We start from the raw sequence: 13628 nt of genomic DNA, 5'->3' as shown, positions 1-13628 counted from the left end.
TAACCAGGTTTGACTTTCGTAGTTTGCTACCGCTGGAAGCGGATCAGCTTGTCAAATTCCGTGCACAGCATGATCAGGGCTGAGATGATGACCACGGCCAACCATTCAAGCGGGCTAATCCCTGAGACGTGGAAGGCAGTCTGCATGAACGGTACGTAGGTCAGAATCAGCTGGAAGACGATCAGGAGGGCAATGACGCCCCAGGCCTTGTTGCTGATCGATCTGATTTGTCCCAAAGCATACTGGTCGGTCCGGATGGAGAAGAAGTAGAAGATCTTGCTGATAACGATGGTGTTGATCATCATGGTCGTAGCGTTAACGACACTGGAACCCGAGTTGATGAACCACTCGTAACCGATCAAAGAGAAGATCGCAATCAGCGCGGAGACGTACCCCATCTGGATCAGGTCGTGCCGGTCCATCAGCCGTTGGGTGACCGGCCGGGGTTCCCGTTCCATGATGCCCTTTTCAGCTCTTTCGAAGACGAAGGCAAACTGGATCGTGATGGCGGCGATCAGGTTGATCCACAGCAGCTGGGCTGGCATCAGCGGTACTTCTTGTCCGGTCAGGATGGAGAAGGCCACCACTAACCCTTCGGAGAACGAGGTTGGCAACAGGAAGAGAATGCTCTTCTTAATGTTGTCGTAGATCCGCCGCCCTTCCTTGATTACAGCGGACATCGTGGCGAAGTTATCATCCCCGAGGATCATGTCCGCGGCGTCCTTGGCCACGTCAGTCCCCTTGATTCCCATGGCCACCCCAATATCGGCGCGCTTGAGGGCGGGGGCATCGTTAACCCCGTCCCCGACCATGGCAGTTACCTGCTGCTTATCCTGCAGGGCTTCGATGATCTCCAGCTTGTTCTGTGGGGTTGTCCGGGCAAAGACCTGGGTGTTCAGGGCCACGTCACCGCGGTCCTGAACATCCAGGGCATCCCATTCCGCACCAGTGATGGCGTGGATCGGTCCGTTCGTCAAACCGAGCTGCTTACCAATCGCCCGGGCTGTCTGCGGGTCGTCCCCGGTGATCATTTTGACGGAAACCCCGGCCTGGTTCATCTGCTTGAGGGCCACGATGACTTCTTCACGTGGTGCATCCTGCAGGGCAGCCAGCCCGAGAAGGTGGATTCCCTGGTAGAGGTGGTCGTGTTTAACTTCCACCAGGTGTTCACCCTGCACTGGCTGGTAACCAACGGCGATGACCCGCTTCCCCTGTTTCGACCACTGGTCAACCCGCTGCTCCCACTTCTTAAGGTCGAAGTGCGGGTCTTCCTTGGCGGCCATTTCAAAGAGCTTATCCGGGGACCCCTTAACGAAGATCACCTGCTGGTCGGTTTGTGAATCTGCCGTCAGCTCCGCGATGTAGCGGTAGTCGGAATCGAACGGCAGGAGGTCCAGGGCCTTGTACGGGGACTTGAAGTCAGCCCCAAAGGCCTTGTGGTAGAGGGTTAGGAAGGCCCCATCGGTCGGTTCACCGTTGATGTGCCACTTGTCATCCTCATGACTCAACACGGTATCGTTGGCCTGGTAGCCGGCCTCCACGAAGAGCTTGAGCTGGTCCGTCAGTTCAGCTGGTTGACCGTTCTGCAGGATCTGGCCGTCCGGAGCGTACCCGGTTCCGGTCACCGTGTAGTGGTCGTCGCCAACCCAGAGCTCGATCGCAGTCATCTCGTTCTTCGTCAGAGTCCCGGTCTTGTCGGTCGCAATGACGTCGACGGAACCCAGGGTTTCCACGGCGGGCATCGACTTAATGATGGTCTGATACTTCTTGGCCATCTTGCTGACCCCGAACGCCAGGATTACGGAAGTCGTGGCCGGCAGACCTTCAGGAATCGAACCCACCAGCATGGCAACTATAGCCAGGGCCAGAGCCGGCAGGGAGTAGATCTGAAGAATGAAACCGACGATGAAGACGATCACGGAGGCCGTGATGGTGATGTATGAAACCACCTTGCCGACGTGGTCAATTTCCTGCGTCAGCGGCGTTTTCTTCTGCTTGATGTGGGCCACTTCCTGGGAGATCTTCCCAATTTCGGTGTTTTCAGCGGTTGCCACGACGACCCCAATACCGCTCCCACTGGTAACCATCGTTGAGGCGTAGGCCATGTTGACCCGATCAGCCAACGGAACGTTGTCATCGGGGAGGGCCGTATCGGTCTTGATCACCGAGTTGGTCTCCCCAGTCAGGGCCGATTCCTCGATTCGCAGGTTATCGGCCGAAACGATTCGCAGGTCAGCCGGCACGTTATCACCGGCCTCGAGGAAGACAACGTCCCCCACCACCAGGTCGGCGGCATCAATGTCCTGCCGCTGGTCATCGCGGTAGACGGTTGCCCGCGGGGCCATCATCCCTTTGATCTTGGCCAGGGCGTTGGCCGCGCTGGTCTCCTGGAAGTAGCCGATCAGCGAGTTCAGGAGCACCACGGCGGCGATCACGATGGCGTCGGTATAGTGGCCGATCATGATGGTCAGGGCCGTCGCTACCAGCAGAATGTAAATCACAATGTTGTTGAATTGGCGCAGGAAGATCTTCCACTTCGGGGTGGGCTTGACCTCTAAGACGTTTGGACCGTTCTTCTGCAGCCGGTCCTGCGCCTCCTGCTTGCTCAGCCCGGTCGTAAATTTTGCCAGGCCGTATTGTTGCTTTATCTCGTCCTTTGTTAATTGGTAATCTTGTCTCATTTGTCACCTTTTTTCTGAAATCCTTAGTAGTAATAGAGCCATGGTCCCGTAAATTGATACCCCATCAAGGGACCGTCATCAGTGAAGCCAAATCGTTTTTACTTTAATCAATCCTTCTTATTTTTCGTAAGAATATCATATCATACTTCACATGCTGAAGTAGCGAAGTTAAGGTATTTTTAAGAAATAATTCACAAACATTTTAAAAATAAAAACGGCCCCTTTCCGGTAGAAAGGAGTCGTCAAAAATTACTTGTTGAAGGTGTTGTTTTCCACCTGCCGGATGAAGTCGGCGAGGTGCTTGTAGTAGACGTCCGGGTTGTCGACCATGTGGTGGTGACCACCGTTTGGCGTGGTGACGAACTTAGAGTTTGGAATCAGTTCGGCCATCTTCTTACCAGTTGCCAGGGGCATTGATTCGTGTTCCCCGAAGGTAATCAGGGTTGGCGTCTTGATATTCTTCAGCTGGTCGCGGAAGTGCCAATCCTTCAGCTTACCGGTGATGACGAATTCGTTATCACCCTGGAAGACGTTGTAGACTGCGTCGCCGCCGAGGTCCTTCAAGTGGTAGAGCTTCGATGGCTGGCGCCGGTCAATGTAGTTTTCGTTCATGACCTGGACGTATTCCTGGTACTTCGGGTTACTGTAGTCGTTATTGGCTTCACACTGCTTCATGAAGGCCACCGCTTCAGGGGAGAGGGTCTTATCACGCAGGGCGTTGATGTGCTCAACGTATTCGTCAATCTCATCGACCATTGATGAAATGATGGCCCCCTTGAGGTGTTGACCGTACTTGACAGCGTACTCCTGAACCAGGAGACCGCCCCAGCTCTGACCGATCAGGTAGAAGTTGTCCAGACCGAGCTTTTGCCGCACTTCTTCGACTTCATCCAAGAAGTAGTCGTAGGTGAGGTATTTCTTGGCAATCTCAGGATCAGAGTAGTCCGGCTGGTCAGAGTAGAGGGAGCCCAATTGGTCGTACATTGTGACCTGGACGTTGAGCCCTTGCTTGGCCAGTTGTTCTGCAGCGTCTTCCCAGTATTCATGGTTGCCGCCAGGGCCGCCATGCAGGGCGAGCAGGTGGATGTCACCTTCGCCCTGGGTGTTTGTCCAGAGGTGGTAGCCATTATCCAACGTTAAAATTTTGGTTCCTTGTTTCAAATCTCATTCTCCTTAATATTTACTAAGCAAATATTAAGATTATTCTAACGCAGATTCAAACGCTAGTTCAAGTAATTAACGCCAGGGACCGTTAAAATAGCGTTTTCAAGGCTAACCTGGTAGTTGATGTCTTCGTTCCCCTGGAGGGTAAATGCATAGTCAGTTGCATAAATAATCAGGCCGAGCCGGTGCCCCGCAGTCAACCGGTGGAAAAGCGGCTGAAGGTCAAAGGCAACGTTGACCAGTTCATGGGGATTCAGCGGGTCAACCGTGGCCGGGTCGTGCCGGTTTTGCAGGTTGATGTGACCGCGGGCAATCACTTTGTAGTCGGTTGCCTTCTTTTGCAAGCGGAACTCACGCAGGTCATCACTTGCCCAGTGGTAACCCAGCCGGATCCCGCCGCGGTTGATGATGACGGGGGAGGTGGTGAGCCGCCGGTCGTGGCCGAGGTCGATGAGTTCTGCACTGAGCAGGCCGTGATCGCTGGAGCTGGCAACACTCAGACTAACCCGCGGCGTTCCCCGCAACAGGAGGTCTTGCTTGACGGGCTGGGAAGTAAAGCGGTGGCTGAAGTGGCCAGGGTCGGCAAAGAGGGCGGCCTGCCACTTGGCCGGATCCTTGCACCAGACTTGGTAAGTGTCGTCATCGTGGTGGTCGTTGAAGATGACTTCCTTGGCCACGTGGACGTCGCTGTCGATCAAGCTGTGTTCGTCCAGGTGGAGGGTCAGGGCTTGACCTGCTGTCCAGTGGTCGTAGGCATTCCAGGTTTCGGGCTGGGCATTGTCTTGGACGAGGACCTTCGGGAGCACTTGGTCAGCCTGGTTGGCGACGTCCCAGAGCTTATTGGCCAGCCAGAGGTTTGCCATCTCGGAGAAATCGAGGGACTGAAAGGCGTTGATGTAAATATGCTGTCCCTGGTGGAGAATCAGCTTGCTTTCGACGGGCAGGTCCTGGAGGGCGTCATACAGGGCCTTGACGTTGCTCGGCTTAACGTTGGTGTCGTTCAGTCCGTGAACCATCATGACGGCCGCCTTGACCTCCTTGATATCCTTCCGGTAGTTGCGGCGGTCCCAGAAGGCGTTGTAATTCCCGGTTCCCCGGTCCATGGCCTTGGCCAGCTGGTGAACATACTTGTCATAGACAGGTTTGATCCGGGCAAAGTCAGCGGAATGTTTGGTGCGGCTGAAGGTTTCGTCGGCCAGGGTGTCGGCGTCTTCGCCCTGGAAGCCCCCGGCAGCCCGTACCAGACCGTTTTCACGGTAGTAGTCGTACCAGCTGGAAATTGCGGCCTCACTGATGATGGCCTTCAAGCCGGGAACTCCCGTGGTGGCGACGGCGGTAGCCAGGGTTCCAAGGTAGGAACGGCCGGTCATGGCGACGTTACCGTTGCACCAGTCGGCAGCGATGGTAATGCCGCCGGTCCGGTCGGTGAAGGCCCGGCGGTCACCGTGGAGCCATTCCACGATTGCCTTCATCGAATCAGTCTGTTCGGGGGATCCGCAGGTCTGCAGGCCGTCGGAATCCTTGGTGCCGATGCCAGCAGAGTAGACGATCGCGTAGCCGCGGACGGCCAGGTAGTTGTTGAGAGTGTAGGCGGGGCTGTCACTGAAGTGCTGGGTGGCCTGCTGGGCATGGCCGGTCACTTGCCGGTGACTGAACTCAATCGGAAATGCCATCTCAGCAGGGGCATCTTGGCCCGCTTCCTTATGGGTGATTGGGTGGTCAACTTTGTGGGTAGCCTGGTCGCCCCACTCGTCATTGGTGCCCTGATTGTACGGACTGGCGGTAAAGACGGCCGGAACGCGCAACCCCTGGTTGGACTCGACGGGCCGGATGATCTCGGCTTTGACGAGGTCGGCTTGACCATCGAAGTCGGTGTCCATGTCGGTCTCAACGTAGACCACCTCCCGGATGAACCGGGCAGGGTCGAAGCTGGCTAGCGGCTTACCGTTGAAGAAGAGCGGCTTCTGGTCGGCCGGCAGCTGGTATGACCAGGCCAGGAAACCCTCGGCCGTCAGCTGGTCGATAAAGATCTGGCCGCCCTTTCCCCGGGTGTTTAAGAGGAGGTAGTAGGCATTGATAGCGTCGCTGGCGGTCCACTGGTCGTGCTCTTCGATCGGCAGCCCCAGCTTGTGCCAGGCTGCTAGGGGTACATCGAGCTTAAAGTCGACGCCCGGTTCGAACTCCAGCAGTTGCAGGGCGACCCGGTAGAAGACGTCACTTGTCAGGGGCTGGTCATTGGCGAGCCAGTCATCAACGGCCACGGTCGGGGTGGCCAACAGGTCGTGGAGCCACTCCTTGCTGGTCAGTGGGGTGGTGCAGGAGAGGTGGGTGCGGGCCAGGAGCGTTTCGAACAGTTCCTTGGCATTCAGCTGGTTCTCCTCATTGCCCTTGAGCAGGCGCAATTGCTTGAGTTCAGCCTGCCGCTGGGCGGGACTGGTTGGTGCGATACTGAACTGATTGATTTTCATAATAAAACACCTCGCAAAGTTTTCTATCCTTATTATCGCACTGATGGTGAAATTAATCAGTTTTGGCGGGCGCTTTTCCGGGCCAGAAAGGGTATAATTTATCTGTTTGCAAAGTTTTAGATAGGAAAGATGGTGAGCAGCAATGAGAAATAACATCATGGAGTTTCGACACGTCTCCCAGCAGTTCGGTGACAACGTAGTCCTGCGTGACATTGACTTTGAGGTTGAGGCCGGCAAGTTCTACACCCTGCTGGGCCCATCCGGCTCCGGGAAAACGACGATCCTGCGTTTGATTGCCGGTTTTGACCAGCCAACCGGCGGGGAGATCTACTTTGACGGCCAGCGGATTAATGACGTTCCGGCCAACCGCCGCCAGGTTAACACGGTTTTTCAAGACTACGCCCTGTTCCCCCACATGAACGTGGCTGAGAACGTGGCGTTCGGCCTGCAGATCAAAGGGGTCAAGAAAAGCGAGATTGACCAGCGGGTGAAGGAGGCCCTCCACCTGGTCCAGCTAGATGGCTACGGCCAGCGGGAGATCACCGCCATGTCCGGTGGGCAGCGGCAGCGGGTGGCGATCGCCCGCGCGATTGTCAACCGACCCAAGCTCTTGCTCTTGGATGAGGCCCTGTCCGCTTTGGACCACAAACTCCGGGTGGAGATGCAGACGGAACTGCGTCAGCTCCAACGGCGCCTGGGGATCACCTTCATCTTCGTCACCCATGACCAGGAAGAGGCGTTGGCGATGAGTGACCAGATCATGATCATCAACGACGGGACGATCCAACAGAGCGGGACCCCAGTTGATATCTATGATGAGCCTCTGAACCACTTCGTCGCCGACTTCATCGGGGAGAGCAACATCGTTCCTGGTGTGATGAAGGCCGACTACCTGGTGACCATCGATGGGCAGGACTTCGAATGTGTTGATGCCGGGATGCGGCCCAACGAACGGGTCGAGGTCGTAATCCGGCCCGAGGACTTAGACATCACCACGGTTGACCAGGGAAAGCTAACCGTCACCGTTGACACCCAGCTCTTCCGGGGCGTTGACTACCAGATCACGGCCCACGACCAGCGGAACCACGAATGGCGGATCAACTCCATCCACAAGACTATGGTAGGGGCCCAGGTTGGCCTGGCCTTTGACCCCGAGGACATTCACGTGATGCGCTACAACGAGAGTGAGGAGGACTTTGATGCCCGCCTGGATAGCTACGAGGAGGATGACTGATGCGGCAGAAAGTACTCTTTACCATCCCCTACGCGCTCTGGATCCTGCTCTTCGTCATCGCCCCGCTTGTGCTGATCTTCTACCAGTCATTCTTCAACATTGATGGTCAGGCCACGCTGGAGAACTATGCGACCTACCTGACTTCGCGGGTCTATTTGAAGATGACCCTCAACTCGGTCTGGTACGCCTTCTTGATCACCCTAGTAACCCTGGTGATCAGCTACCCGACCGCCTACGTGCTGAACCGCCTGCCCAACAAGCAGTTCTGGCTGCTTTTAGTGATCCTGCCGACCTGGATTAACCTTCTGCTGAAGACCTACGCCTTCATCGGCCTCTTCAGCCAGACGGGGACGGTCAACCAGTTCCTGCGCTTTGTCGGTCTAGGCAGCCACCAGCTCCTGTTCACCGATGCCAGTTTCATGTTCGTGGCGGCCTACATCGAGATCCCCTTCATGGTTCTGCCAATTTTCAATTCGTTGGCCGAGATCAACCCGTCGCTGATCAATGCCAGCAAGGACCTCGGAGCGAGCCAGTGGCAGACCTTCGCCAAAGTTATCTGGCCACTGTCACTGCCGGGAGTCAAGGCCGGCATTCAAGCGGTCTTCATTCCGTCGCTCTCCCTCTTTATGATCACGCGCCTGATCGGGGGCAACCGGGTCATCACCCTGGGGACGGCGATCGAGGAACACTTCCTGACCACCCAGAACTGGGGGATGGGTTCGACGATCGGGGTGATCCTGATCCTAGCGATGTTCATTGTCATGTTTATCACCGGTGAAGGCCGGCAGAAGGGAGGACACTGCAGATGAAAAAACACCATTTTACCTGGGGGGGCCTGTACCTGGCCCTGGTCTTCGTAATTCTGTATGCCCCAATCCTGTACCTGATGGTTTTCTCTTTCAGTGCCGGCAAGACGATGGAGAAGTACCACGGCTTCTCCTTCCAGCACTACGTTGACCTCTTCGCTGATGACCGGATGATCACGATTGTCATCAACACGCTGATCGTGGCCCTGTTGGCGTCACTGATTGCGACCATCATCGGCACAATGGGGGCGCTGGTGATCAAGGATAGCCGGGGTACCTGGCGCAACAGCCTCCTATCTTTAAACAACGTCCTGATGGTTTCACCTGACGTCATCATCGGGGCCAGTTTCCTGATCTTCTTCACCGTCCTCGGGATTCGCCTGGGCTTCATGTCGGTCCTGCTCAGTCACATCGCCTTTTGTATTCCCATCGTGGTGTTGATGGTGCTGCCCAAGCTCAACGAATTGTCACCGACCCTGGTTGACGCCGCCTATGACCTGGGTGCCTCGCGCTGGCAGGCCCTCTCACGGGTGGTGCTGCCGGCCATTGCGCCCGGGATATTTGCCGGTTACTTCATGGCCCTGACCTACTCTTTGGACGACTTTGCTGTGACCTTCTTCGTCACCGGGAACGGCTTCTCAACCCTGTCGGTGGAGATCTACTCCCGAGCACGGCAGGGGATCAACCTGGAGATCAATGCCCTGTCAACGCTGATGTTCATCGTTTCGTTGCTGCTGGTGATCGGCTACTACTTCATCAGTAAGCATAGCGGCCGGCGCAACCGGATCGTGACCGTAAAGGAGGGGGATGCCCAATGAAAAAGCTGTTTGCGGCAATGGTGGGGATCCTGGCCCTCTGCCTATTGCTGGCCTTTGGTGACTACGCCCTGAACCGGCAGACCAACCAGGGCGGTCGGCGGACGGTCACCATCTACAACTGGGGGGACTACGTTGATCCGGCCCTGATCAGCAAGTTTGAACGGCAGACCGGCTATCACGTCGACTATGAGACCTTCGACAGCAACGAATCGATGCTGACGAAGATCCGCCAGGGCGGGACCAACTATGACCTGGTGATTCCCAGTGAGTACACGGTCCAGCGGATGAAAAAGGAACACCTGATTGCGCCCCTGGACCACCGGAAATTGCCGAACCTACGCTACATCGATCCCCAGTTTTTGAACCGGTCCTTTGATCCGGGCAATCGCTACTCGGTGCCGTACTTCTGGGGGACCCTGGGGATCATCTATAACGACCAGATGGTAAACGGCCGCGATGTCCAGCACTGGTCCCAGCTGTGGAATTCCCGCTTGAAGAACAACGTGATGCTGATCGACAGCGCCCGTGACGTCTTTGCCATGGCCCTGATCACCCAGGGGGACCCGGTCAACACGACCAACTACCGCCAGCTCCGGCAAGCCCAGCGCCACCTCAAGCAACTGACGCCCAATGTCAAGGCGATTATTGCTGACGAGATGAAGATGTACATGGAACAAAACGAGGCGGCAGTCGGGGTGACCTACTCGGGGGATGCCCGCGAGATGATGAGCGTCAACCACCACCTTCACTATGTCGTGCCGAGCGAGGGGAGCAATATTTGGTTTGATAACATGGTGATTCCCAGGGCCGCGCGGAACAAGGCAGCGGCCTACCAGTTCATCAACTTCATGCTCGAACCAGCCAACGCGGCGCAAAACGCCCGTTACGTTGGCTACGCGACCCCTAATCGAAGGGCCAGGCAGCTGCTGCCGAAACAGGTGACCGCGGACCGGGCCTTCTACCCGCCGCGGACCACCATGAGGCACCTGCAGACCTACCGTGACCTGCCGTTGCATGTTCTGGGGGAGTACAATGACCTCTTCCTCGAATTTAAGATGTTTGCCAAGTGACTTGATTAAAATAAGGCGCCCAGTGTTCTGACCGAACGCAGGACGCTTTTTAATTTGCTATTAATTTTGCAATATTTCAAAAGCATTTGAACATATGTAAAACGAGCGGTATAATTAACTTGTAAACAAAGAGGAGGAATTAATCATGGAATTTAACAAGTACATCGACCACACCTTATTGGCACCCGACGCAACTGAAGAACAGATCGACACGGTCATCAAGCAGGCCATCGACAACCACTTCCACACGGTAATGGTTAACCCGTACTGGGTTGCCAAGGTCCACCAGGCGCTGGAAGGCACTGACGTGGTTACGGCATGCGTGATTGGTTTCCCACTCGGGGCCAACACGACCAAGATCAAGGTCGCCGAAGCCGAGGACGCCATTGACAACGGGGTTGACGAACTCGACATGGTGATGAACATCGGTGAGATGAAGTCCAAGCACTACGACAAGGTGGAGGCTGACATTCAGGCCGTTGTTGATGCTGGCCACAAGGCGGGCAAGGTCGTTAAGGTCATCATCGAAACCTGCCTGTTGACGGATGACGAGATCACCAAGGCTTCCCAGATTGTTGCCAAGACCGGGGCGGCCTTTGTTAAGACTTCCACTGGTTTCTCCACGGAAGGGGCAACGGTGCACGCCGTTGAACTGATGGCTGCCGCAACGAAGGGCACGAACACGGCGGTTAAGGCTTCTGGCGGTATCCACTCTGCAGAAGAAGCTCAGGCAATGATTGATGGTGGTGCGACCCGGCTTGGGGTTAGCCACAGTATGAAGGTTATCGGTAAGGAATAGTAAAGAAAGTGGTTGGTCACGTGTTTACCAACCACTTTTTGCTTTAGAAGGACAAGGTGTCAGATGGATACAAAACATCAGATCAAACAGGCGGTGACGATCAGCCAGCTCTACTATCTGGAGGGGGCGACCCAGGCCCAGATTGCTAAGCAGTTGAACCTGTCGCGGCCGACCATTTCGCGGGCCCTCCAGTACGCCCGTGATAACAACATCGTGAACATCCAGGTGAACGACCCGCTGAGCAATGTCGACGACCTCAGGGCCCAGCTACAACGCAAGTACCAGCTGGACGATGTGGTGATCGCCGATGTAGGCCCCACAGGAAATTACCAGGAGGACCTCGACCTGCTAGGCCAGGCCGCGGCCGCTTACCTGCCGCAGATTATTCAAGATAACGATACGATTGGGGTCAGCTGGGGTCGGACTCTGGCTGCCGTGGCGCGACACCTCCAGCCAAGTGACCGTAAGAACGTCCAGGTGGTCTACCTGAAAGGGACGGTGGCCAACTCAACCCATAATAACTTCGTCGTTGAGGTGACCAAGCACTTCAACGCCTGCTACCACACCCAGGCGGAAATTCTGCCGCTGCCCGTCATTTTCGACAACCAGGATATCAAGAAGATGGTCGTCAAGGACCGCTTTATTCACAGTATCTTAACCGCGGCCCAGCAGGCCCAGGTGGCCCTATTTACGGTGGGGACGACTGCCCCCGATGCCACCCTCTTTGAACTGGGCTACCTGAATAAGAAAGAGATCGCTAAGCTGCAGAAGGAGTCGGTTGGGGACATTGTCTCCCAGTTTGTCGACGCTGACGGTCAGATTGTCGATCCGGCACTGACGGCTCGTACGGTAGCCCTGCCGATTGATCAGCTGAAGGAGAAGCGTCAGGCCGTGCTGGTTGCCGGGGGGATGGCCAAATTGCCAGCAATCCGGGCCGCATTGGCCGGCAGGTACGCCAATGTTCTGGTGACCGATACCAACGTGGCGCTGCACCTAATCGACGAATAATTAAAAAGGCTTCGGGGAAACAATTAGTTTCCTCGAAGCTTTTCACTTAGTCACGACTCTTATTCAATTTACTGTGCCGGTAACCGTAGGCAAAGTAGATGATGATCCCGATGGTGAACCAGATTCCCGCACCGATGTAGGTGGTCTTGGACAGCTGGGTCATCATCCCCAGACAGGCCAAACCGGAGAGAATCGGCAAGACGGGGTAGAGCGGCACTTTGAAGCCCCCACGGTTGCCAATGTCCTTCCGGTGCCGCAGGGGGATGATCCCGAACGATACCAGGGTAAAGGCGAACAGGGTCCCGATGTTAACCAGGCTGGTCAACTCATCCAGCGGGACCAGCCCTCCCATGACAGCCACGATGATTGAAACAACCCAGAGGGCAATCTGCGGTGAGTGGTGCTTCTCATCGAATTGGGCCAGTTTGGAAGGAAGGAGCCCGTCCCGCCCGATCGCGTAGACCAGTCGAGAGCTGGAGTAGATCATGGAGATCATCATGGTGAACATCCCCACGAGGGCCCCAATTGACAGCAGGTCCGCCAGCCAGCCGTGGTTCACCAGTTCCAGCGCGTAGGCCACCGGGTTGGCGACGTTCAGCTTGGTGTACTTAACCATCCCGGTCAGGACGGCCGCAACTCCCATGTAGAGGACGGTGGCGATCACCAGGGTCCCGATGATCCCAATCGGCATATTCTTCTTCGGGTTCTTAACCTCGGCGGCCGAACTGGAGACCACGTCAAAACCTAAGTAGGCGAAGAAACCGAGCGTGGCCCCGTGGATGACGCCCTTGAGGTGGTATGGCATGAATGGGTGGTAATTGCTTGGCTTGATGAAGAAGAGCCCCACCCCAATGAAGATCAGAATAATTGCTAACTTTAAGACCACAGCAAAGTCATTGATCCGCATCGATGACTGCATCCCGTGGGCGAGCATCAGTGCGATCAGCAGAACGATCACCACCGCCACAATATTGACGTAGGTGCCGTGGGCCGGGTCGAAGGGACCACTCAGGGCCTTGGGCAGGTGAAGACCGAACGAACCGATTAATGAATTGAAGTAAGCGGCCCAACCGGTGGAAACAGTCGCCACCGCGAGCATGTATTCCAGGACCAGGGCCCAACCGAGCAACCAGCCGAAGAATTCACCGAAGACAATGTTACCGTATGAATAGGCACTCCCGGCAACGGGCAGCGCGGACGAGAACTCCGCGTAACACATCGCAGCGAGGGCACAGACGACGGCGGAGAGGAAGAATGAGAGGGTCACCCCCGGACCAGCTGATTGCGCGGCGATTGTTCCGGGAAGAATGAAGATCCCGGTCCCAATCACCGCACCAATGCCGATCGCCATTAAATCTTTAGCGGTCATCGTCTTAACAAACTTTTTGTCCGCCCCTAAGTAACGGTCGAGACTTTCCTTACGGAGAATGTTTAAGCCCATCGCTAAACCACCTTTCTTTGTTATAATTAATGTGTAGTGCTCAAAGTCACTATTTATCTATTACGCGATTTGCTAGTTCGTAACATTTAACAAAAAAAGCCTAACAAGGTTAGACTCAAAGTAGACTAAAAAAGGAGTC

10 protein-coding genes are annotated in these 13628 nt (G+C 55.7%); 6 read left to right on the top strand and 4 right to left on the bottom strand.

Annotated elements, in window-relative coordinates; genetic code table 11:
- Positions 1 to 26: 26 nt before the first annotated feature.
- The 3 genes from QOS10_RS03785 to QOS10_RS03775 all read right to left on the bottom strand — a co-directional run bounded on the left by QOS10_RS03785 (position 27) and on the right by QOS10_RS03775 (position 6313).
- Entirely contained in the window at positions 27 to 2681 is a 2655-nt protein-coding gene (locus tag QOS10_RS03785; RefSeq protein ID WP_283593829.1) for an HAD-IC family P-type ATPase, read from the bottom strand.
- Positions 2682 to 2930: 249 nt separating this feature from the next.
- Positions 2931 to 3842 (bottom strand): proline-specific peptidase family protein, encoded by a 912-nt coding sequence (locus tag QOS10_RS03780; protein ID WP_283593828.1) that lies wholly within the window; start codon positions 3840 to 3842, stop codon positions 2931 to 2933.
- 62 nt (positions 3843 to 3904) lie between these two features.
- Positions 3905 to 6313, bottom strand: coding sequence for a Xaa-Pro dipeptidyl-peptidase (locus QOS10_RS03775; RefSeq protein ID WP_283593827.1), 2409 nt, complete (start codon positions 6311 to 6313; stop codon positions 3905 to 3907).
- Positions 6314 to 6455: 142 nt separating this feature from the next.
- On the opposite strand from QOS10_RS03775, the gene QOS10_RS03770 reads away from it, so the two are divergent.
- The 6 genes from QOS10_RS03770 (at position 6456) to QOS10_RS03745 (ending at position 12048) form a co-directional block, all read left to right on the top strand.
- The gene (locus QOS10_RS03770) at positions 6456 to 7547 is read left to right on the top strand and encodes an ABC transporter ATP-binding protein (RefSeq protein ID WP_283593826.1); all 1092 of its coding nucleotides are present in this window, start codon (positions 6456 to 6458) and stop codon (positions 7545 to 7547) included.
- Positions 7547 to 8356: an ABC transporter permease gene (locus tag QOS10_RS03765; protein ID WP_283593825.1), complete on the top strand. Its 810-nt coding sequence runs from the start codon at positions 7547 to 7549 to the stop codon at positions 8354 to 8356. The genes QOS10_RS03770 and QOS10_RS03765 overlap by 1 nt, the downstream gene beginning before the upstream one ends.
- Positions 8353 to 9171: an ABC transporter permease gene (locus QOS10_RS03760; RefSeq protein WP_283593824.1), complete on the top strand. Its 819-nt coding sequence runs from the start codon at positions 8353 to 8355 to the stop codon at positions 9169 to 9171. Before QOS10_RS03765 ends, QOS10_RS03760 begins: the two co-directional genes overlap by 4 nt.
- On the top strand, positions 9168 to 10241 hold the full coding sequence (locus QOS10_RS03755; RefSeq protein WP_283593823.1) for an ABC transporter substrate-binding protein: 1074 nt from the start codon (positions 9168 to 9170) through the stop codon (positions 10239 to 10241). The genes QOS10_RS03760 and QOS10_RS03755 overlap by 4 nt, the downstream gene beginning before the upstream one ends.
- A 145-nt stretch (positions 10242 to 10386) precedes the next feature.
- The gene (gene deoC, locus QOS10_RS03750) at positions 10387 to 11040 is read left to right on the top strand and encodes a deoxyribose-phosphate aldolase (RefSeq protein ID WP_283593821.1); all 654 of its coding nucleotides are present in this window, start codon (positions 10387 to 10389) and stop codon (positions 11038 to 11040) included.
- Positions 11041 to 11103: 63 nt separating this feature from the next.
- Positions 11104 to 12048 (top strand): sugar-binding transcriptional regulator, encoded by a 945-nt coding sequence (locus tag QOS10_RS03745; RefSeq protein ID WP_283593820.1) that lies wholly within the window; start codon positions 11104 to 11106, stop codon positions 12046 to 12048.
- A gap of 46 nt (positions 12049 to 12094) precedes the next feature.
- On the opposite strand, the gene QOS10_RS03740 is transcribed toward QOS10_RS03745, so the two are convergent.
- Positions 12095 to 13489, bottom strand: a complete 1395-nt coding sequence (locus QOS10_RS03740) for an amino acid permease (RefSeq protein ID WP_283593819.1) — start codon at positions 13487 to 13489, stop codon at positions 12095 to 12097.
- Positions 13490 to 13628: the final 139 nt, after the last annotated feature.

Source organism: Limosilactobacillus galli, assembly GCF_947381495.1.
Classification (GTDB): Bacteria; Bacillota; Bacilli; order Lactobacillales; family Lactobacillaceae; genus Limosilactobacillus; species Limosilactobacillus galli.
Note: the sequence above shows the minus strand (reverse complement) of the source record. Positions and strands in the feature narration are given on the sequence as shown.